The following is a 21,157-nucleotide window of genomic DNA, read 5'->3' as shown; positions in this document are numbered from 1 at the left end:
AACACCCGGTGTGTTAGGTTTTAGAGAGAAGAAATTAAATTAATGTGATGATTTTAGTCGGAATTAAAATCGAAGCAATGCGCGAGGTGGCAAACAGTGGAACTTCAAGTGACAAACAGCCCTTTTAATCAAGAACAAGTTGAACTGCTTAATCGTCTTATTCCTACATTGACCGATGGACAACGTACTTGGTTGAGCGGATATATTGCAGCAATTCAGGCAAGCGCGACAATAACAGCTCCAGCTAACCTGGTACAGGCTGCACCAGCTACAGGTATTGCACCTGTCAGTGCTCCGCCAGTATCCCGGGAAGTTACCGTGCTTTTTGGTTCACAAACCGGGAATTCCAGTGGCCTATCGAAAAAGCTGGCCAAGAAACTTGAAGAGCAAGGTCTTCAGGTAACGTTGTCATCGATGGGAGATTTCAAACCGAACGGACTCAAGAAAATTGAAAATCTCCTCATCATCGTCAGTACGCATGGCGAAGGCGAACCACCGGATAATGCGATTCCGCTGCATGAATTCCTGAACAGCAAACGGGCTCCGAAGCTTGAAGGACTTCGTTACTCGGTGTTGGCTCTGGGAGATACCTCCTATGAGTTCTTTTGTCAGACAGGTAAGGACTTCGATAATCGGTTGCAGGAGTTGGGTGGTACAGCCCTTGTACCACGCGTGGACTGTGATGTTGATTTTGATGAAGCAGCTGCAGAGTGGATGAATGAAGTACTGGCATCCTTAAGCAGTACATCTGCTGCTGCGAGTACGGTAACCACGGAGGCTGTTACAGCTGCGGTGAGCGGCGGGGAATCCGAATATGATCGCACGAATCCATTCAAGGCTGAAGTGTTGGAGAATCTCAATCTGAATGGCAGAGGATCGGACCGTGAAACACGCCACATTGAGTTGTCTTTGGAAGGTTCCAGCCTGGACTACGAGCCAGGTGACAGCCTTGGGGTATTCCCTGAGAATCATCCGCGCCTTGTGGAGGAATTGATTGCAGTCATGGGATGGAATGCCGATGAACGCGTGACCGTGAATAAAAACGGCGATCAGGCATCTGTGCAAGAAGCGTTGCTGCGTTATTTTGAAATTACAGCTGTGACGAAACCCGTCGTGGAACAACTTTCGAAACTGAATCCTGGGAGTGGCCTGACAGCGTTACTCGCAGATGATTCCGAATTCCGCACGGTCATGAATAGCTGTGATCTGCTGGATCTGGTTCATGATTATAATCTGAAAGGGATTCCTGCCGGAGAATTTGTAGCTGCTCTTCGCAAAATTCCGGCACGTCTATACTCCATAGCGAGTAGTTCGAAGTCTTTCCCGGATGAAGTTCATCTTACTGTTCGTTCGGTACGTTATGAAGCACGTGGCAGAGAACGTTACGGTGTATGCTCGGTACATCTGGCTGAACGAATCGAAGCTGGCGACACCTTGCCTGTATATATACAGCATAACCCGAATTTTAAGCTGCCTGAGAACCCGGATACACCGATCATCATGGTTGGCCCAGGTACAGGTGTGGCGCCGTTCAGATCTTTCCTTGGTGAGCGTGAAGAGACAGGAGCAGAGGGCAAGACATGGCTGTTCTACGGAGATCAGCATTTCGCCACGGACTTCTTGTACCAGACGGAATGGCAACGTTGGCTCAAAGATGGTGTGCTCACGAAGATGGATGTAGCCTTTTCACGTGATACGGAACAGAAAGTGTATGTACAACATCGCATGCTGGAACACAGCAAAGAACTGTACCAGTGGCTTCAGGAAGGTGCAAGCGTATATATCTGTGGTGACGAGAAAAAAATGGCACATGATGTGCATGCTGCGCTCACCACGATTCTTGAACAAGAAGGCGGTTTATCGCCTGAGCAGGCATCGGAATATCTGACACGGTTACAGCAGGAGAAACGTTATCAGCGGGACGTCTATTAATCACCGGCCCAGCCGGATTGCACCATCCCGCAGAGACGAGAGGAGAAAGCAGCATGGTTTATAATAACTTACTTAACCCACAGCGCACGAATAGCGATGTGGAAGATATAAAGATCAAAAGTGATTACTTGCGCGGAAGTCTGACCGAAACGTTGGCTGATCGTATCACGGGGGCTATTCCAGAGGACGACAACCGTCTGATGAAACACCACGGTAGTTATATGCAGGATGACCGTGACCTGCGTAACGAGCGTCACAAATCCAAGCTGGAGCCTGCATACCAATTCATGTTACGTGTGCGTGCTTCCGGTGGGATTGTAACCCCGGAGCAGTGGTTGATGATGGATCGGGTAGCGCATAAATATGCGAATGAGACGATTCGTCTGACTACACGTCAGTCTTTCCAACTGCATGGCGTACTGAAGTGGGATCTTAAAAACACCATTCGCGAAGTGAACGATTCGTTGTTAAGCACACTGGCTGCATGTGGTGACGTAAACCGTAACGTGATGTGTAACCCGAATCCGAATCAATCTGATGTGCATGCTGAAGTGTATGAGTGGGCATGTCAGGTGAGCAATCATTTGGACCCTCGGACCCGGGCTTATCATGAGCTGTGGCTGGACGGAGAGAAAGTGGTTGATTCCCAGGACTCGGACGAAGAAGTTGAACCAATCTATGGCAAAGTGTATTTGCCACGGAAGTTCAAAATCGGTATTGCTGTACCACCATCCAATGATGTGGACGTCTATTCACAGGATCTTGGCTTTATTGCTATTGTGGAGAATGGCAAGTTGCAAGGCTTCAACGTTTCCGTTGGTGGTGGGATGGGGATGTCTCATGGTGACGCCAAAACCTATCCTCAGGTGTCCAAAGTCATTGGTTTCTGTACGCCGGAGCAAATGATTGATGTGGCAGAGAAAACAGTTATGATTCAGCGTGATTATGGAGATCGTGCAGTTCGTAAACATGCTCGTTTCAAATATACGCTGGATGATCGTGGTGTGGAGTGGTTTGTCGAAGAGCTGACCACCCGTCTGGGATGGAAACTGGATGCGGCACGTCCATATCATTTTGAGACTAACGGAGATCGATATGGTTGGGTAAAAGGTAATAATGGCAGATGGCACTACACGCTGTTCATTCAGAATGGTCGTGTAAAGGATGTTGATGGATATCCTCTCATGACGGGTTTACGTGAAATTGCCAAAGTGCATACGGGTGATTTCCGTCTGACTGCGAACCAAAATCTAATCATCGGTAATATTAGCAGCCAGAAAAAGAAAAAGATTGAAGCACTCATTCAGCAATATAATCTGACTGATGGTGCACATTACTCAGCGCTGCGCAGAAGTTCAATGGCTTGTGTTGCGTTTCCGACCTGCGGCCTTGCGATGGCTGAGTCCGAACGTTACTTGCCGTCCCTGATCGACAAACTGGAGCCTGTACTCGACGAAGCCGGGCTGAGAGACGAAGAAATTGTCATTCGGATGACCGGCTGCCCGAACGGATGCGCAAGACCTATGCTGGCAGAGATTTCATTTATCGGTAAAGCACCAGGGAAATACAATATGTATCTCGGTGGCAGCTTCACTGGACATCGCTTGAATAAGTTGTACAAAGAAAACATTGGTGAAACTGAGATTCTGGACACGTTAACTCCAATGGTGAATCAGTATGCCAAGGAGCGCAATGAAGGGGAACATTTCGGAGACTTTGTCATTCGTGCGGGTTATGTTCCTGAAGTGTTGGATGGTCGACAATTTCACGCTTAATTGACCGAGTAAGATAACTGAAATTAGGACTGATTTAGGGCGGAAGCATTCCTTTATGGGGTGCTTCTTGTCTGCTATATATGGAGTGAATAGAGGTAACGTTAGTTGCTGCTGAGAGATTTATGAGAGGATAAACTGAAGCTAATCTTCAAATGGAGATGGATAATCACCGCAGTTATTCCCATTATTTCGTGTGTATTAACTTGTTGAAGTACGCTCAACAAGATATAATGGCATAGTAGAAAGCAGATTAAATGTTGAAAGTGAGCGGAAACGATATGGGTCGTAAGTGGAATAATATCAAGGAAAAGAAAGCTTCAAAAGATGCAAACACGAGCCGGGTCTACGCTAAATTCGGCGTTGAGATCTATGTAGCTGCCAAGAAGGGCGAACCGGACCCGGAAGCGAACCGTGCACTGAAAGTCGTGCTGGAACGTGCCAAAACGTATAATGTACCCAAAGCCATCATTGATCGTGCGATGGAAAAAGCAAAAGGCAGCGGGGATGAGAACTATGAAGAGTTGCGTTATGAAGGCTTCGGACCGAATGGTGCGATGGTCATCGTTGATGCACTCACTAACAATGTGAATCGTACAGCGCCTGAAGTGCGCTCTGCGTTTAACAAAAACGCTGGCAACATGGGTGTCAGTGGTTCTGTTGCTTACATGTTTGATCCAACAGCGGTTATTGGTATAGAAGGCAAAAACTCCGAGGAAGTACTGGAACTTCTGCTTGAAGCAGATGTGGATGTACGTGATATCGTGGACGAAGACGATGCTGTAATTGTATATGCAGAACCGGATCAATTCCACGCTGTACAAGAAGCATTCAAAGCTGCTGGTATTACTGAGTTCACAGTAGCCGAGCTGACCATGCTTGCGCAAAACCATATTGAACTTCCAGAGGATGCACAAGCTCAGTTCGAGAAACTGATCGATGCGCTTGAAGACCTTGAAGATGTTCAGCAAGTTTACCACAACGTAGAGTTTGTTTAAGATAACGAAACGATATGTGGTTTGATTGTATAAAAAGAGTGTCTGACCAATCTATGGGATTGGACGGACACTCTTTTTTGTTCGTTTACGAGTCAGACTGCAACGTTCCAGGGGACTGCTCTGATTTTTTCGATTTCCCCCCACCGAACTTGAACAATACAATTCCCCCAACAATGACAAGTACACCGAGCAGCTGATTCCACGAAAAAGGAATTTGCTCCAGACCGAGCCATCCCATGGAATCAAACAATAGAGCAAAACTCAGTTGGGATGTTAGCACGATCGAGATGGCATATGTGGGACCAAGCAGCTTCATGCCTTGCACGAGACAGAAGACCACGCCAACGCCGATGGCTCCACTGAGCCAGTACCAGGGTTGCATATGCTGGAAGCTGAATGTATTTTTGCCCTCCACTAGCAGGGAGATGAGGAAAGAAGCAATGAATCCGGTGAAAAGCACCATCGTTGTTGTAGACCATGAACCGGTGCGTTCATTGACTTTACTATTAAAAATCGTTTGCAGACTGACAAGTGCACCTGCCAGTAGCGCAAGCGAAATACCTGTGATTAACATGGTTGTCGAACTCCTTATTCATAAATGTTGTGGCCTGTTATTTCACGTAGACCCGCCCGGTCCTTGATCATAATCAATCCCTGATGTCGTTCAATTAACCCGTCTGCACAGAGCTTCTGGATGACCCGGTTCAGGTGTCGGTAACTGGTGCCGATCAGATTCGCGATGTCGGTCAGATTGAACGCGTCCAGCTCTTCATGAACGACATTGCCCGCTTCTTCTGTTGAGATGGAGAGCAGGTAGCTGACTAGACGAACCTCAACGGGATACATCAGGTTGAAATTGGAAAAATTCGAGTCAATGTAGAATTTGTGAGAGATGATTTTAAGCAAAAATTTAAGTAAAGGTGCATAATCGCTGGCAAGCTCAGCAAGCCATTGATAATGAATGCGAAGCATCACCACAGGTGACACGGCCTGAACTGTATTAACAATATCGCTTTCACGGACATACTCTATGTCACCGACGACTTCAAGCGGTGTTTTGAAACAAAGCACCAGCGTTTTATCCTGAGCGGAGGTGGTGAAAATCTTGATTTTACCCTCGACCAGTACGTACAAATATTCGGAAGTTTCCCCTTCACGACAGATCAGTTCACACTTCTCAAAGTGGCATAACGTCATATGTGTACGCAGGGGCTCGTGAAATACAGTTTCGAGTTGATATTGCTTCAGATATTGTATTAATTGTTGCTCGTTATGGATCTCTTGCACGCTGTGATTCACCCCCGACGATATGTTTCAATCCTTCTCCAAAAACTATAGTTTCATAATAATGACACCAGTCACCATTAAGGCAATGCCCAGAAATTGCGGCAGTTTCATCTTTTGTTTCACCACGCCGAACCATCCGTTACTATCCACCAGAAAAGTCAGGAACAGCTGAGCAATGAGCAGGGCCGAGATCGTGAACGTAACCCCAATTTGCTGAATGGCCGTCACTTCGCTGAAAATAATGACAGCGCCAAAAGCACCTCCAGCCAAGTACATAGGTTTTACTTGTTTGAGTCCTTGAAGGTTGGTGTCTCTAACAAACATTAGGATCAGCGCCGCTAAGATGAACCCTGTCAGTTGTGTAATCGTAGCGGCTTGCCATGTGCCCATGTCGGTGCTAATCCGAGTATTGGCAACACCTTGGAGCGTGATACACGCGCCGCCCAGTAATGCAAAAATAATTCCTCTCATATGTACGCTCCTTATTCAATCACTTCGACTTCTATTATTAAATGATAAATTGACTCTGAACGCCAAGGACAAATGTCCTGAGCTTTGAAGTCACAGCATTTAGAGTACAATAAAGAACTCGGGAAATCCAGATGGGGCATGAAGAGAGGCGTGGCATATATGCTCAGTACTCATTTTTCATCATAATCTAACGAACCAACTGATTCGATTGAATTGAGAAATCTAACAAATCTCAGCGACGTTAAATGGGCTATGTTGGGTAGAAATGGGCGGTAAAACAGGGGGAATGGAGGCATAGGGTGTCTACGATTCGTTACTTTTGAAAATCGGCAAATATTCGCTAAATAGAGTGTGTCAGGTTCGTTAGCTATCCAAAAAATGAAACGAGAGTCTGCCCAGCGTCCCCGGAGCATAGTAAGTATCCAAAGCTCCAGGGTAGGACAGGCAGATTAGAAGCAATCAGCTAGAAGATCTTCTCCGTACAAATCCAATGATCCTACTTGATCACAGTGTAAACAGGCTTCTCGCCTACAAAACGAACAGACAATTCGGGAAAACGTTCTGCCAACCTGTCTGCCAATAACTTCATTCCCGAAGCCTCGCTCTCTGCATGCCCCATCATGATCAATGCCTTGGACTTGCCTTGTTGCACAGCATCACGGATATATTCCGGTGTCTCCCATTCGAATCCTTCTCCAGCGATGATGAGATCCAATTGCTCATTCTGAATCAAGGGAATCGTCACAGGGCCATTGCCACGAAAACCTACCAGTACCGCTGCACGTCTACAGACTATTTCCGCATTACCTGCAACGCGTACATAATCGATGCCCAGGGAACTTTTCACATGGTGAGCAATAGCTTCAACGGTGCGTCCTTCCGGAAAAGAAAGGATGTCTGCTTCCGCTAGTTGTTGCTCCACATAAGAGGACCACCCCAAGGCCTGAATCAGTCCTTCGGTAATGCCATCCGGTTGGAAGCGGTGGATGATATCATGACATCGATAGATGGAAATGCCTGCTTCGGTGATCAAGCTTTTTTTAGTTTCATAAACTGGATCATTGGCTAACCAATCGGTATGACTGTGATGGTTGTAGAAGGGGGATTCATGAGCGATAATTAGATTGGCCCCACGTTGTACGGCATGTTCAATGACATGTTGAGTGGGCATAAAAGTAACAAACACACCTGTGACCGTTTGGTCGGACGAGCCAGTAATCAGCCGATCTACCGTGTTCTCCGGTAACTCTACATGGGCTGTGAGATACTGTATAATGTCTTGAATGGTTATATTCATGAACATAAGTCCTCCAAAATAATAGATTTTATTGTTATTGTATCATTTTGAAGAATAAACAGTAGAATAGAAAGGTCTTGCTTGAAGTGACAAAAGGAGTTATACTGATCAAACATAACGGAATGAACGTTCATTCCTATATAAAGGAGGGATAGCCACATGGCTAAAAGCAGCAAAAAAGATGATATTTTTGCAGCTGCTTTAACGCTTTTTGCCCAGCGGGGATTCGATGCAACAACCATGCCGATGATTGCTGATTCGGCTCAGGTGGGGGCAGGCACTATTTACCGTTATTTTACGAACAAGGAAGTATTGTTGAATGAACTTTTTCAGAAAAGTATCAGGGAGTTTCTTGATGCCTTAAAACAGGGATTTCCGAATGAGCCGATACCTGTACGAGACCAGTTTCATCATATTTTTCGTGGATTGTTCAAGTTCGCAGAGTCCGACCCGGATCGCCTAAAGTTTATTAATTCTACGGGTAATGCATTGCATTTTCACGATGAAAGCAAGGAAAGTGTCAATGAATTTATGGGGTTTCTGAATGAATGCATACATAAGGGGCAGCAGCAAGGAGCCATTATTATACTGCCTACAGAAGCTTTAATGAATATAGTTTACGGTGCTTTCATACATTTGTTTGAACACTTTAACAAAGGTCTCCTGGAAGCGACGCCGGAGCTAATGAACCAGCTTGAGGAGTGCCTGTGGAATGCCATTAGAGTCCATTGATTCTATTGGCCTTTTTTACAACATAAACGGAATGAATATTCATTCCTATACTAGACATAAGGTGTGTGAAGATAAATCATGAATAAACTTAGGAATCCCAGAACGATTTCCCTGATTTTTTGGATACTTATTACTCTCGTTTCTGTAGTGGCGATGCCTGATTTTGGTCAACTGGTAAAAGAAAAAGGACAGATTTCAATTCCTGAAACGGCACAAAGCCAGGTTGCTGCGACTATGTTGAAAGATATGGATAAGGATAGCGGGAATACTTATTCCCTCATTGCTGTATTTAATAGTGGAGAAGATACACAAGCATTAACGAACCAGCAAAAGACGGAGATCGAATCCGTTTTATCCAACCTGAAAAATCAGAAAAAGCAACTGAATATTGAGACGATCACAACCCATCTGGATGGTGAAGAGCAAGCTGATCGGCTTATATCCGAGGACCAAACCACGATCCTGACTCAAATTACCGTCACTAAAGATGAGAATATTCCTCTTTCGGAAGTCATTAGTCTATTAAAAGAATCTACAACCATCCCTGATGTGGATACATATCTGACGGGAGCTGACCTGATCGATGATGATTTTGGTAAATCGATTGAAGACGGTGTGCAGAAAACAGAAATTATCGCGATCATTTTCATCCTCGTTATCCTGATTATTATTTTTAGATCGCCGATCATACCTGTTATTTCACTGCTCACGGTAGGTGTATCTTACGTTGTTTCATTAGCTATTGTGGGATATCTTGTAGATTGGTTTAACTTTCCGTTCTCGAACTTTACTCAGATATTTATGGTCGTTATCCTCTTTGGTATTGGTACGGATTATAATATCTTGTTATATACCAGATTCAAGGAGGAGCTAAGTAGACAAAATGGCGATGTGATTCTTGCGACCAAAACGACATTTAAAACAGCAGGCAGAACCGTATTGTATAGCGGCATCGCTGTATTCATCGGATTTCTTGCACTCATGCTTGCCAAGTTTCAGTTATATCAGGCAACCTCTGCGGTGGCGATCGCAGTAGCGGTTCTCATTATCGTCCTCAATACGTTGAACCCGTTCTTCATGGTTGTCATGGGCAAAAAAATGTTCTGGCCATCGAAAAAATTCGAAGGCCATGCGGACAGCCGACTGTGGGGATTTTTATCCCGCCAATCGGTACGAAGACCTTTCCTGGCAATCATTCTGGTTGCGGTGATTAGTGTTCCTTTATTATTCAGTTACAGTAATCGACTAAGTTATAATGATCTGTTTGAAGTCAATAATGACTACAATTCCAAACAGGGGATTAATCTGATTATGGAGCATTATGCACCAGGATTCTCAGCGCCAACAACATTGGTTGTGCAATCCGAGCAGGCAATGGACAATCAGACATTGCTGAAGGCACTGGATGAACTGACGGATAAGATGTCCAAGGTGGAAGGTGTCTCTGAGGTTTACAGTGTCACTCGACCAACTGGAGTCCAAATTAAAGAGTTGTATATTAACGATCAAGCAGAGGAGCTTAATCAGGGTATTGGTAAAGCAAACGATGGTGTGGGCGAAATTAAGGAAGGTTTGTCCTCTGCAGCTGGACAGCTTCAATCTTCGAATGATTTAAGTAACGTACAGCTGTTGATTGATGGAACAAGCCGGTTGCAAGTTGGAGTAAATGCATTGGGAGACGCCATGAATCAGGTATCTGATGGGCTGAATAATGGGGAAGAAGGGGCAGAGACGTTGAAAAACGGACTTACTACCCTTAAAGAAAAGGTTGGAGTCCTGTCTAAAGGTGCCAATGATCTGCAAAAAGGGTATACGCAACTTGAACAGGGATTTGGTTCCTTTAGTGGTACTTTCACAAGCATCAAGACAGCTATTAAGGGAGCGCTTGATGCCTATGCTCAGATCGAAGGCAGCATGACCCGTCTAATTGTGAATCACCCTGAGTTACAACAAGAAGAAGATGCTGTACAAGTGATTAGTATTTCTCAAGCGGCTCAAACTGAACTGAACGCGTTATACACACAGTTGGACCCGTTGATGCAGCAGTACAATGGGGCTATGGTTTCTTTCAAGGAAGCCAACGAGTCAATGGCTCAAATTAGTGGCGGTCTGACTCAGGTTGCTGTAGGTGTCGGTCAGCTTGAAGACGGTGCTGGCGAGCTATCCAAAGGTTTGGCGACTGGAGCCAATGGAACCAAGCAGATAGCGGGTAAAACATTGGAAGTGAAAGATGGGCTGGGTCAGATTAATGAAGGACAGAGTCAGTTGTTAAGCGGTCTGAACGATTTACAGGAAAAAATGGGTGAGTTGAAATCCGGATTGACCGAAAGTACAAAAGGACTCTCAGATGTGTCGAAGGGGCTTGGTGATGCCGAAGATTATTTGGCTCATCTTGGCCAGTCTGATGCTGCGAAAAGTTTCTACATTCCAGAAGAGGTATTAAAAGGAGAAGAGTTTCTAAGTTCACTCGACATGTATATGTCTTCGGATCGGAAGACAGTGGAAATCTCCATTATTTTGACCGATAATCCATATTCGAAAGAAGCGATGGATGTTGTTCAAAATCTTAACAAGCAGTTGGAAACGGCTTTGGTTGGCACGGATTTGAGTGAGGCGAAAGTGGCACTGGGCGGCATACCGTCACAGAACCTGGATATGAAAGAATTATCCGGAGGTGATCTGAATCGGACGTCCATGATCATGCTGATTGGAATTGGATTGATACTTTTGTTCATTATTCGTTCGTTTTGGCAGACTGTAATCATTATAGGTGCGTTATTCCTGACGTATTATGTGGCCCTTGGTCTGAATGAATTGCTGATGGTTGGCCCGCTTGGCGTTGACTATCTGAGCTGGAACGTTCCTTTCTTCAGTCTGATCATGATTGTTACACTTGGTGTGGACTACAGTATCTTCCTCATGATGAAATATCGTGAGATTGAAGGAGATCCAATTCATAAAATTACGGAAGCTTCCCGTAATATAGGAGGGGTCGTGATCTCGGCGGCAGTAATATTGGGAGGTACCTTCGCCGCACTAATTCCTTCCGGTGTTGTTACGCTGATTGAAGTAGCTATTTCTGTCATCATCGGATTGGTTTTGCTAAGTTTTGTCATGCTTCCAATCTTGCTTCCGGCTCTAATCAGTCTATTACACAAGTTAAAAAACTGGGGTTCGGGGTCCGATCCCATAAACAAATAAACAAATAAATCATCTTTATATCAAACGATTCCTGACAAACATGACGTCAGGGGTCGTTTTTTATTTTTTTATCCTATGAATTATAACTAAGTTATCATAACAATGCGGGAAATAATCTAACGTGAAACAATGACGGATTCATATAGTTTTCTCAAACAAGAATAAGTATACTTACATAGAGTCTTTGTTTGTATTAAATGGAGCTGAGTGCAGCGCAAGTAGTTCTATTTTAAGGCACAATGAGAATCAGTTGAGGATAAGCATTCATTTGCAACAATGAAACAGATTGTGAAAGGGGATAACTAAGATGACTGCAACAACTATTATGGAACGTCTGAAGAGCGAGACAGCTCATTATCACAGACAAGTAGAACAGAACCCTTATGCAAAAGCCATTATGAATCAAACTGTGACTATAGAAGAATATAGAACATATTTAGAGAAATTTTATGGATTCCTGAAACCACTGGAAGATCAGGCTGTTCTGCTGCCTTTCTGGGAAAGTACGGAATTGGATATTGAGATTAGAGGCAAGGCTGTACTGTTGGAGAAAGATTTACGAAATCTGGGTGCCAGTGAAGAGAAAATCAGCCAACTTCCGCTCTGTGAAGAACTGCCGGATATTTCGACACCTGCCCGTTTGTTCGGATATCTGTATGTTATTGAGGGGTCCACGAACGGTGGACAGATCATGACCAAGCGTTTGTCGCAGTTCCTGCCCATTGAGGCCGATCGTGGTTTGGAATATTTCAATGCTTACGGCTCAGAGACAAGAACAAGATGGAGCGAGTTTACGGGTTTGCTGCAGCAGTCCATCAGCACTCCAGAAGATCATGACAACATGGTACACAGTGCATCAGAGACATTCCGACTATTAGATCAATGGATTAATACGTAGGGCGGACTTTTTTCATATATTAAAAGGAACCTATATAAGTTGAAACAATACATTTACACCTAACGGAGAGGACAGAGAAAAGTTAAATAGACATGATGAAAAGAGGGCAGATATGCCTTCTTTTTTGTGTCCAGGAATGTCTAAATTTCGTCACCGCAGACACAGGACAAGTGATATAATGATCCCTATGGATACACTTGTTCGTATTCTGTCTTGGAGGAGGGTGAGATAACGTTCTATGAAAGACAACTCAAGACAATTGGAATTTATGGAGATAGATCTGAGTGAAGAACCTGAAACAGCAGCAGTTCCGGTTCCCGATCGTTCAACCATTGTGCAGTCTGCAGATGATACGATGCCGCATCGTGGAGGGATATTGTCCTCAGAGAAACGTTTTGTAGAGGAAGCAAAGCAGTGGGCAGAGATGGAGGGGGATGTATCCCCGTGGGTTCCCTTTATGAGTTACTGGCCAACGTATGGCGTGATGAATGAAGCCCAGCGCAAGTGGTATATGTTTTGGAGGAAGGAAGTACGTCAGGGGAGATACCCGGATACCGATCTGTCCTATCTATTTGTTCATATCTACGAGTTAATTAACGGGATTGACTGGCAGAATCCTCAGGATGGTTATGATCAATTGAAGCAGCTATGGGTGAACTACCGTGAACGGCTGCCCCAATTAAATATATATATGCAAGAGTGGATGGTCGATTATGTGCTGGTCCATCAGATGGAGATGTCCTTATCCGAGGTCATGGGCCTTTCGGGCGGATACCTGCCAGCAGAGATGCTGGATAGGGAGCTGCAACGCATTTTACAGGATAATGTATCGGATATATCGCTGAATATGCTGCAAAGATACTATGATTACGATATTACGCTCAGTAAATTCTACAGAGATGGCGGCAAAGAAGTGATGGAGCAGTACATCCCGCGGGTCATGGCCTTGGTTGATTCGTACCTGGAACGTACCCGACAAGTTGGACTGTTGCCTGAGTGTGATCCTAACGATGAACGCACGATGGAGCGCATTCTGTTTCGCAAAGCTGTCTATGATGATTCGATCTATGGAAGATCGGTAGCGTTCAGATATATGCCCATAGGTGAACAGGCTGAATTTGTGCAGATGGTTACGCGGATCTATCGATGTACTGAAAATAAACTTCGTGAACTGCTCGGATTCAGAGGCCGATTGCGAGGACAGACTCTTGAACCCGAACTTGCAAATCTGATTGAACGTTACTTGGACAAAACATATGCGATCGAGCAGGCGGAGTCTGTGGAACAACCGATGATTCGGATTGACACAGAGAAATTGGCATCGTTACAGCAGGAAAGTGAGTACGTGCGATTGGCGCTTACAATTGAGGAAGATCACCCTTCTGAAGTGAAGGATGAAGAGGTTAACAACGCAAATGTTGCAAGTAATTCAGTAGATGCGCTAGAAGCAAGGGATGAGATCGCTCCAACTGAAGGTTCCATGGAGTCGGAGCCATGCGCAGTAGAGATTGCAACAGGAGCGCAAGTAGAATCGATTAGGTTGCAGTGGGACGAGTCTGCTGAGGCTGATCTGGATGAAGAATGGCTGCTCTTTGCCAAGGAACTCTCCCCTCAGCAGGTACAAACGATTCATGTTCTACTTGGCGCAAGTCCAGATACGGAGCTGATGCGTCTGGCTGAGCAATATGGAACGATGCCTACGCTTCTGCTGGATGAAATTAATGATGTGGCTATGGAAACGATTGGTGATCTTCTGATTGATGGTGATCGGATTGTTCCTGATTATATAGATGTGTTCGAACATGTGAAGAGGTGATACGCAGTGACAGAACTTAAAATACCGAAGCGGCTGACCACCGCACTTGTAAATTCATTGACGGCGGGTGTTGTCCCACGAATTGGGCTGGAGCAGATTGCTGTTGGTCGGAAACCGGAAGTGGAAGCCATCTTGCGGGATATGGACAATATCGCCGAGGGAGGCGCAGCGTTTAAACTCATTACGGGTCGTTACGGCAGCGGTAAAAGCTTTCTTTTGCAGATGATTCGTAACTATGCGATGGATCGTGATTTCGTTGTGGCGGATGCGGATCTGTCACCTGAGCGACGACTGGTGGGAACCAAAGGCCAGGGACTTGCGACATATCGCGAACTGATGACTCGCCTGTCTACACGCACACGCCCGGATGGGGGAGCGTTGGAGCCGATTTTGCAAAAATGGATCGCAGGGTTGCAACAATCCACGATGCAGAGTCAGAACCTGCGCCCGGATGATCCCGCTCTGCCGCTTGAGGTAGAGAAACAGATTTATGCGGTGACGGGGGAGATGCAGAATCTGGTTCACGGCTTTGATTTTGCCAAAGTACTGGCGTCATACTGGAACGGGTACAAGCTGGCTGATGATGATCGCAAACAGGCGGCCCTTCGCTGGCTTCGAGGAGAATTCGCAACCAAAACGGAAGCGAAAAAAGAGCTGGCTGTTGGCGTTATCATTGATGATGACAACTGGTATGACTACTTCAAACTATGGTCTGAATTCACAGCGCGCATTGGTTACAAAGGATTGCTGTTGTTCATTGATGAAGCGGTGAATCTGTACAAAATTACAAACAGTGTCTCCCGTCAAAGCAACTATGAGAAATTGCTGACCATGTTCAATGATACGATGCAGGGCAAGGCGGAGCACCTGGGCATATTTGTAGGTGGTACGCCGCAATTTGTGGAGGATGAACGGCGCGGATTATACAGCTATGAGGCGCTTCGCTCCAGGCTTATTGATGGTCGTTATGCAGCCAAAGCGTATGCGAATTACACAGGTCCGATCCTGAAGCTGGCGATGTTATCGCATGAAGAGATTCTGATTTTACTTCAGAAGCTGCGGCAGATTCATGCCCTGCATTTTGGATACAGCGCAAGTCTGACGGATGAACAATTGGTTGATTTTATGCAAACGGCGGTGAACCGACTGGGTGCGGATGAATTGCTGACCACGCGTGAAGTGGTACGGGATTTTATGGATGTACTACATACGTTACACCAGAATCCTGAAGTGACTTATACTCAATTACTTGGCGAGCGGGCTGCGAAACCTCAGGAAACGGGTAAAGGGGCAGATGCTTCCGCAAATACGGATGATCTGGACGACTTTCTGGCGGAGTTTGAATTATGAGTGATAATCCGTTCTATCGGCTGGCGCCGTTTGTTCAGGAATTTATTTATAAAAAAAGATGGGAATCGCTTCGTCCTGCCCAGATTGAGGCCTGCAATATCTGTTTTCATACCCCGCATCATATGCTGATTGCGGCGGGAACGGCCTCCGGCAAGACGGAGGCGGCTTTTTTTCCTGCATTGACCGAGCTGTATGAACGGCCTTCCAAGTCGGTTGGTATTTTGTACATTGGACCTCTGAAAGCCCTGATTAATGATCAATTCGAACGTCTTAAGGATCTGTTATCCGAAGGAAATATTCCGGTTTGGCATTGGCACGGGGACGTACCTCAGGCGGAGAAAACAAAACTGATGAAAAATCCGTCCGGTGTGCTCCAGATAACGCCAGAATCGCTGGAAGGTCTGCTCATGAATCGACCGAATGCAATCCCGGCGCTGTTTCATGACTTGCGATATGTCATCATCGATGAGGTGCATGCTTTCATGGGAGCGGATCGGGGCATTCAAGTACTCAGCGAGCTTGCCAGAATCGAGCGTATGGCTGGCTGTGCACCGCGAAGAGTGGGCTTGTCCGCCACACTTAGTGACTATGATGCGGCTACATCTTGGCTTGCTGCGGGAACGCAGCAGGGGGTGGATGTGGTCTCTTCCCCGGGCGGTCGCAAGTTGCGACTGCGGGTGGAACATTTCTCCTTTCCAGATGCACAGGACGAGGAGCAGGCGGAGCAGCTTCATAACGCACGTAAAGCGTACTACGACTTCATCTATGAGAGCACACATCGTAAAAAAGCGTTGATCTTCACCAACAGCCGAACGGATGCTGAAGTCACCATTCTTGAGATGCGGCGAGTCGCGGCTCGCAGGCAAGAGCGTGATGTGTTCCATGTGCATCATGGAAGTATCTCGGCCATGCTGAGGGAAGAGACGGAAGCTGCCCTACGCACAGGATCGGGGCCCGCGGTTGCTGCGGCAACGGTCACGCTTGAACTGGGCATCGATCTGGGCGAACTGGAACGTGTGGTTCAGCTCGGTGCACCGTATAGTGCGTCCAGCTTTGTACAGCGTCTGGGACGTTCAGGGAGACGAGAGGACATGGCATCAGAGATGCTTTTTGTATGTCCGGAGGAAGAGGATGAGGAAGCGCAATTGCCAGCGCGTATGCCGTGGACGTTGATGCGTGCGATTGCTGTTATCGAACTGTATGTAAAAACGAAGTGGGTCGAGCCGCTTGAAGCCCGCAAAATGCCCATAGGTGTGCTCTATCATCAGACGATGAGCATGTTGAAAAGTATGGGGGAGGCGGAGCCGAGAGATCTTGCGGAAGCCATCCTTTCGCTGGCTCCATTTGCGTTGATTAGACCTGATCAATATCAGGTATTCCTGAATTACCTCATTGAGACGGATCATCTGCAATGGACAGAGGATCGAACATTGATTATCGGTCTGACAGGTGAGAAAATTGTGAATAATTATCGCTTCTACGCCGTGTTTAAAGACGATGAGGAACATAAAGTACTAAACGGCTCGGAAGAGATTGGTTCGATTACAACCGTGCCCCCACCTGGCTATTGCTTCTCGCTCGCAGGCAAACTGTGGAAAGTGGAAGAGGTCGATCACAAGCACAAGGCTGTGTATGTGAAGTCTGCAAAAGGTAAAGTAGATACATTATGGCTTGGCGCGGGAGGAGATATTCATACGTCGGTCGTACAGAAAATGCGTGAAGTGTTGTCCGACTCGACCATCTATCCCTATCTGTCACCGCAAGCCGTCAATCGACTTGAACGGGCACGCCGCCTAGCTCGTGAAAGTGGACTGTTGAAGCAAGTCGTGATTCCGGCAGGGGGAGATTCGATGTATGTTCTTCCTTGGGTAGGAAGTAAATCATTCCGTACATTGGAGCGCCTGATGAAGCATAATCTGTCCAAGAAACTTGCCTTGCGTTCGGTTGTGCCCATGGAGCCATATTATTTTGTAGTGTCCGGCAAGGTCGACGAACGAACATTGTTAGCCGAGATCATGAGTGAGTGTCGAACGGCTGAAGACGCATCTGCGTTACTGGCTGAAGATGAAGCGCCTTATCTGGGCAAGTATGATGAATTTGTCGCGCCGCCTTTGATCCGTGAGGCTTTTGCTGTGGATGGGTTAGATTTAGATGGATTGAAGGCAGGTTTACAACAAACATTGGAGTGGGACTCCTCAAGCTCCAATCGAACATGACGTTTTTACGTAATCAGAATACTCGAAGTATAGTACAGCGATCGAAGCGACTCGGTGTAATAATTTAGTTCAACTTTTTATACGGAATAGGGTTGACACCATCTCACCTCCCATGTAATATATGAAAAGTCGTCACACACGAATTACATCAAATTGCATATATCATTTCGTATAACCTCGCAGGCCAAAAGTGTACACAGGGCGAGGGTCTCTACGGGAAGCCTATACTTCCTAACTACGATGCCAAGGAATCAATGTATTCCTTGCTCGTAGTTAGGATTTTTTGCATTTAGATGGTGTCTGTGACCTTGGCATGAACCAACATGCAGGCGTATTTTTCTTATCATCAGGAGGTTTATTCACAATGAAATATTATCTATCCGTTCTCGCGGGAGCGATGAGCTATGGCATATTATCCACGATTGTGGTTCTGGCGTACGGCGAAGGATACAAACTTGGAGAGGTTGTGGGAGCACAGCTGATCACGGGTTTTCTTCTATCCTGGATGCTGGCGCTATACACAAAATTTAGAACAAAACGTAAGTCACAGGCAAATGGCAAAGCATCAGGAGCCGTGGCACAGGTATTCAAGCGGTTGACGTGGAAACAACGTCTGATATTGATGGCTGCTGGAACACCAACGGTAATAACAGGTCTCGTGTATTATCAGTCTTTGCGTTACATTCCGGCTTCACTTGCAATTATCCTGTTGTTCCAGTTCACTTGGATTAGTGTATTGATTCAGGCGATAAGCAAACGTCAACGTCCAGACAAAGTCACATTCCTGACGTTGATCATTCTGTTTGGTGGAACTTTGCTGGCAGCCGGTTTCCTGGAACAGGGACTGGGTGAGTTCAACGGTCTGGGTATTGCTCTTGGACTAATGGCAGCCGTAAGTTATTCCCTGTTTGTCTTGTTCAGCGGCAAAGCGGTTCCTTCAGCACATCCAGCCTTCCGCAGTGCGTGGATGGTTACAGGCGGATTGATCCTGCTGTGCATTTTGTTCCCACCGACATTCCTCTTTAACGGATTGATCTGGAGCCAGTTGCTTGTATTTGGATTGCTGCTTGGATTCTTCGGGGCATTCATTCCACCAGTACTGTTCGCCATCGGCGTTCCTCATATTGGTGGTGACATGGCCGGAATCCTGGGTGCAGTGGAGCTTCCAATTGCAGTATTGTTATCCTCAATCGTGCTCCATGAGCATGTCAGCGGATTGCAATGGTTCGGAGTTATTATTGTACTTATTGGTGTAGCCCTGCCAGAGTTGTATAAATTACGCATGAGACGAAGTCGAAATACACCGATCTATTCCTGAGTTATACCAAAAGGGATATTGCAAAGCATGAACGGGAATACCCGTAGATAAGCCTGAGAAATCAGGCTTTTTCTATTGAAATATTTTTGCTCAACCGCAATAGCCCAGAGGGGTCATTTTCATTGTCATGCGAATCAGGTATGCTTAAAGAATACATCCGTCTGTTAATTGAATATTGATGGGACATCGAATGAGGAGTGTTTATATGAAAAGCTGGTTTGGAAAAACATGGCCTTGGTTAACGCTGGGTCTGACCGTTGTTGTACTGCTTGGATCATTTTTGGTTTATTTTATGGGCAAAGACGTATCCCCCGGATCGGGAAGTGCGGTAACAGCACAAGCTGAGACTCCGGAGGATTTGAAGGGATATGAAGTCATTGATGTGGACGTGAGCAACGATGGTTTTGGACCAGACGTTATCGAGGTGAAAGCTGGCGTACCGACCAAAATCAACTTTATTCTGACCCGGTCGGTGACACATGTGAAATCAGTGGGATCACAAAAGCTTGGCATGGATCTATACATGCAAAAGGGACCCAATTATTATACGGTCGACAAAGATCTGCCCAAGGGAGAATATGAGATCCATTGCGGCATGTACATGATATATGCAACGATTAAGGTCGTATAAGCAGAAGGAGCAAGGTTTCGGGTCACCGAGCTTTGCTCCTTTTTTTGGTGCGTGATATCATGGAAAAGTGGGTAAAATCGATCAGGAGGTGGCGAAATGAAAGCGCTATTTATTGGAGGGACAGGCACCATCAGTACGGCCATTACGGAGATGCTTGCACAGCAAGGCTGTGAACTTTATTTAATTAATCGCGGCAATCGGAACGATGACTTACCTAGTGAGGTCAAGGTACTTCAAGCGGATATTAATGACGAGGCACGTGTAGCGGAACTGATAGCTGAGCTGGAATTTGATGTTGTGGCGGATTTTATCGCTTTTGTACCGTCTCAATTGGAGCGAGATTACCGTTTGTTCAAGGATAAAACCAAGCAGTTTATTTTTATAAGTTCGGCATCTGCATATCAGACACCTTTGGCTGATTACCGGATCACGGAAGGGACGCCCTTATCGAATCCATATTGGGAGTATTCACGCAACAAGATTGCCTGTGAAGACTATCTGATGAAACAATACCGCGAGCATGGGTTTCCTGTTACCATCGTGCGTCCGAGCCATACGTATGGCGACAAATCGGTACCTCTCGGTGTTCATGGTGCTCAAGGCAGCTGGCAGGTTCTCAAGCGTATCCGTGAAGGCAAACCCGTTATCATCCACGGAGATGGCACCTCACTGTGGACCATTACGCACAATACTGATTTTGCCAAAGGGTTTATCGGGCTGATGGGAAATATCCATGCCATTGGTGAATCGGTACATATCACCTCAGATGAATCCGTCACCTGGAATCAGATTCATGAGATTATAGCTGGTGTGTTGGGAGTTAAGCTTCATGCGGTACATGTACCCTCTGAGTTCTTGGCCGCATGCAGTGATCAGGATCTTCGCGGCGGATTGCTGGGTGACAAAGCCAATACCGTTGTGTTTGATAACAGCAAGCTGAAGCGGCTTGTTCCGGAATTTGTAGCAACGACAAGAGCTGATCAGGGCATTCGACGTACGATTGAGCACATTCTGGCGCATCCTGAATTACAGACCGAAGATCCGGAATTTGATGTATGGTGTGACAAGGTCGTTGGCGCACTAGACGAAGCGTTATTAAAGATCAGAGATGAGAAATGAGAAGTAAGGCGTTCATGATCAAGTGTTTACATTCATGCGCTTAATCGTTATAATCAAGAAAAAATGACACTTGTTAGGGGAGGCACCCCAACTTAGGACATCGTTCCTTTGTTGGGGTG

Annotated in this window: 16 protein-coding genes and 1 riboswitch; of the genes, 12 read left to right on the top strand and 4 right to left on the bottom strand. The window is 46.0% G+C overall.

Annotation, left to right across the window (positions count from 1 at the left end; translation table 11 throughout):
* Positions 1-96: 96 nt before the first annotated feature.
* The 3 genes from MKY28_RS12675 (at position 97) to MKY28_RS12665 (ending at position 4,702) form a co-directional block, all read left to right on the top strand.
* Complete coding sequence (locus tag MKY28_RS12675) at positions 97-1,932, top strand: assimilatory sulfite reductase (NADPH) flavoprotein subunit (protein WP_340936104.1); 1,836 nt, start codon at positions 97-99, stop codon at positions 1,930-1,932.
* Between the two features lie 53 nt (positions 1,933-1,985).
* Positions 1,986-3,707 carry an assimilatory sulfite reductase (NADPH) hemoprotein subunit gene (gene cysI, locus MKY28_RS12670; protein WP_315373188.1) on the top strand — a complete coding sequence of 574 codons (1,722 nt, stop codon included), beginning with the start codon at positions 1,986-1,988 and terminating at the stop codon, positions 3,705-3,707.
* A gap of 278 nt (positions 3,708-3,985) precedes the next feature.
* Positions 3,986-4,702, top strand: a complete 717-nt coding sequence (locus tag MKY28_RS12665) for a YebC/PmpR family DNA-binding transcriptional regulator (RefSeq protein ID WP_036608916.1) — start codon at positions 3,986-3,988, stop codon at positions 4,700-4,702.
* Positions 4,703-4,787: 85 nt separating this feature from the next.
* On the opposite strand, the gene MKY28_RS12660 is transcribed toward MKY28_RS12665, so the two are convergent.
* The 4 genes from MKY28_RS12660 to MKY28_RS12645 all read right to left on the bottom strand — a co-directional run bounded on the left by MKY28_RS12660 (position 4,788) and on the right by MKY28_RS12645 (position 7,757).
* Positions 4,788-5,276 carry a DMT family transporter gene (locus MKY28_RS12660; RefSeq protein WP_036608524.1) on the bottom strand — a complete coding sequence of 163 codons (489 nt, stop codon included), beginning with the start codon at positions 5,274-5,276 and terminating at the stop codon, positions 4,788-4,790.
* Between the two features lie 14 nt (positions 5,277-5,290).
* Positions 5,291-5,989 (bottom strand): Crp/Fnr family transcriptional regulator, encoded by a 699-nt coding sequence (locus MKY28_RS12655; RefSeq protein WP_036670692.1) that lies wholly within the window; start codon positions 5,987-5,989, stop codon positions 5,291-5,293.
* 45 nt (positions 5,990-6,034) lie between these two features.
* Complete coding sequence (locus MKY28_RS12650) at positions 6,035-6,460, bottom strand: DMT family transporter (protein ID WP_036608521.1); 426 nt, start codon at positions 6,458-6,460, stop codon at positions 6,035-6,037.
* Positions 6,461-6,956: 496 nt separating this feature from the next.
* Positions 6,957-7,757, bottom strand: a complete 801-nt coding sequence (locus MKY28_RS12645) for a Nif3-like dinuclear metal center hexameric protein (RefSeq protein WP_340936103.1) — start codon at positions 7,755-7,757, stop codon at positions 6,957-6,959.
* Positions 7,758-7,916: 159 nt separating this feature from the next.
* On the opposite strand from MKY28_RS12645, the gene MKY28_RS12640 reads away from it, so the two are divergent.
* The 9 genes from MKY28_RS12640 to MKY28_RS12600 all read left to right on the top strand — a co-directional run bounded on the left by MKY28_RS12640 (position 7,917) and on the right by MKY28_RS12600 (position 21,038).
* Positions 7,917-8,489, top strand: a complete 573-nt coding sequence (locus tag MKY28_RS12640; protein WP_340936102.1) for a TetR/AcrR family transcriptional regulator — start codon at positions 7,917-7,919, stop codon at positions 8,487-8,489.
* Between the two features lie 78 nt (positions 8,490-8,567).
* A complete protein-coding gene (locus MKY28_RS12635) occupies positions 8,568-11,690 on the top strand; it encodes an MMPL family transporter (RefSeq protein ID WP_340936101.1) in 3,123 nt (1,040 codons plus the stop codon).
* Between the two features lie 307 nt (positions 11,691-11,997).
* Positions 11,998-12,588 (top strand): biliverdin-producing heme oxygenase, encoded by a 591-nt coding sequence (locus MKY28_RS12630; protein WP_340936100.1) that lies wholly within the window; start codon positions 11,998-12,000, stop codon positions 12,586-12,588.
* Positions 12,589-12,826: 238 nt separating this feature from the next.
* Positions 12,827-14,404 carry a TerB N-terminal domain-containing protein gene (locus MKY28_RS12625; protein WP_340936099.1) on the top strand — a complete coding sequence of 526 codons (1,578 nt, stop codon included), beginning with the start codon at positions 12,827-12,829 and terminating at the stop codon, positions 14,402-14,404.
* 6 nt (positions 14,405-14,410) lie between these two features.
* Entirely contained in the window at positions 14,411-15,754 is a 1,344-nt protein-coding gene (locus MKY28_RS12620) for an ATP-binding protein (RefSeq protein ID WP_340936098.1), read from the top strand.
* Complete coding sequence (locus tag MKY28_RS12615) at positions 15,751-17,970, top strand: DEAD/DEAH box helicase (RefSeq protein WP_340904172.1); 2,220 nt, start codon at positions 15,751-15,753, stop codon at positions 17,968-17,970. The genes MKY28_RS12620 and MKY28_RS12615 overlap by 4 nt, the downstream gene beginning before the upstream one ends.
* 147 nt (positions 17,971-18,117) lie before the next feature.
* Positions 18,118-18,228, top strand: a riboswitch (purine riboswitch).
* Between the two features lie 106 nt (positions 18,229-18,334).
* Positions 18,335-19,288: an EamA family transporter gene (locus MKY28_RS12610; RefSeq protein ID WP_017688752.1), complete on the top strand. Its 954-nt coding sequence runs from the start codon at positions 18,335-18,337 to the stop codon at positions 19,286-19,288.
* A 205-nt stretch (positions 19,289-19,493) separates the two neighbouring features.
* On the top strand, positions 19,494-19,919 hold the full coding sequence (locus tag MKY28_RS12605) for a cupredoxin domain-containing protein (RefSeq protein ID WP_017688751.1): 426 nt from the start codon (positions 19,494-19,496) through the stop codon (positions 19,917-19,919).
* A 96-nt stretch (positions 19,920-20,015) separates the two neighbouring features.
* Complete coding sequence (locus MKY28_RS12600) at positions 20,016-21,038, top strand: SDR family oxidoreductase (protein ID WP_340936097.1); 1,023 nt, start codon at positions 20,016-20,018, stop codon at positions 21,036-21,038.
* Positions 21,039-21,157 lie beyond the last annotated feature (119 nt).

The sequence above is a fragment of the Paenibacillus sp. FSL R5-0473 genome, assembly GCF_038004565.1.
Taxonomy (GTDB): domain Bacteria; phylum Bacillota; class Bacilli; order Paenibacillales; family Paenibacillaceae; genus Paenibacillus; species Paenibacillus amylolyticus.
This window is presented reverse-complemented; position numbering and strand designations above follow the sequence as displayed.

Excerpts from the sequence above, each read along its gene's own strand:
- MKY28_RS12635 (WP_340936101.1), top strand. The coding sequence starts at position 8,568 with ATGAATAAACTTAGGAATCCCAGAACGATTTCCCTGATTTTTTGGATA.
- MKY28_RS12615 (WP_340904172.1), top strand. The coding sequence starts at position 15,751 with ATGAGTGATAATCCGTTCTATCGGCTGGCGCCGTTTGTTCAGGAATTT.
- MKY28_RS12650 (WP_036608521.1), bottom strand. The coding sequence starts at position 6,460 with ATGAGAGGAATTATTTTTGCATTACTGGGCGGCGCGTGTATCACGCTC.
- MKY28_RS12630 (WP_340936100.1), top strand. The coding sequence starts at position 11,998 with ATGACTGCAACAACTATTATGGAACGTCTGAAGAGCGAGACAGCTCAT.
- MKY28_RS12645 (WP_340936103.1), bottom strand. The coding sequence starts at position 7,757 with ATGAATATAACCATTCAAGACATTATACAGTATCTCACAGCCCATGTA.
- MKY28_RS12660 (WP_036608524.1), bottom strand. The coding sequence starts at position 5,276 with ATGTTAATCACAGGTATTTCGCTTGCGCTACTGGCAGGTGCACTTGTC.
- MKY28_RS12600 (WP_340936097.1), top strand. The coding sequence starts at position 20,016 with ATGAAAGCGCTATTTATTGGAGGGACAGGCACCATCAGTACGGCCATT.
- cysI (WP_315373188.1), top strand. The coding sequence starts at position 1,986 with ATGGTTTATAATAACTTACTTAACCCACAGCGCACGAATAGCGATGTG.
- MKY28_RS12640 (WP_340936102.1), top strand. The coding sequence starts at position 7,917 with ATGGCTAAAAGCAGCAAAAAAGATGATATTTTTGCAGCTGCTTTAACG.
- MKY28_RS12605 (WP_017688751.1), top strand. The coding sequence starts at position 19,494 with ATGAAAAGCTGGTTTGGAAAAACATGGCCTTGGTTAACGCTGGGTCTG.
- MKY28_RS12610 (WP_017688752.1), top strand. The coding sequence starts at position 18,335 with ATGAAATATTATCTATCCGTTCTCGCGGGAGCGATGAGCTATGGCATA.
- MKY28_RS12665 (WP_036608916.1), top strand. The coding sequence starts at position 3,986 with ATGGGTCGTAAGTGGAATAATATCAAGGAAAAGAAAGCTTCAAAAGAT.
- MKY28_RS12625 (WP_340936099.1), top strand. The coding sequence starts at position 12,827 with ATGAAAGACAACTCAAGACAATTGGAATTTATGGAGATAGATCTGAGT.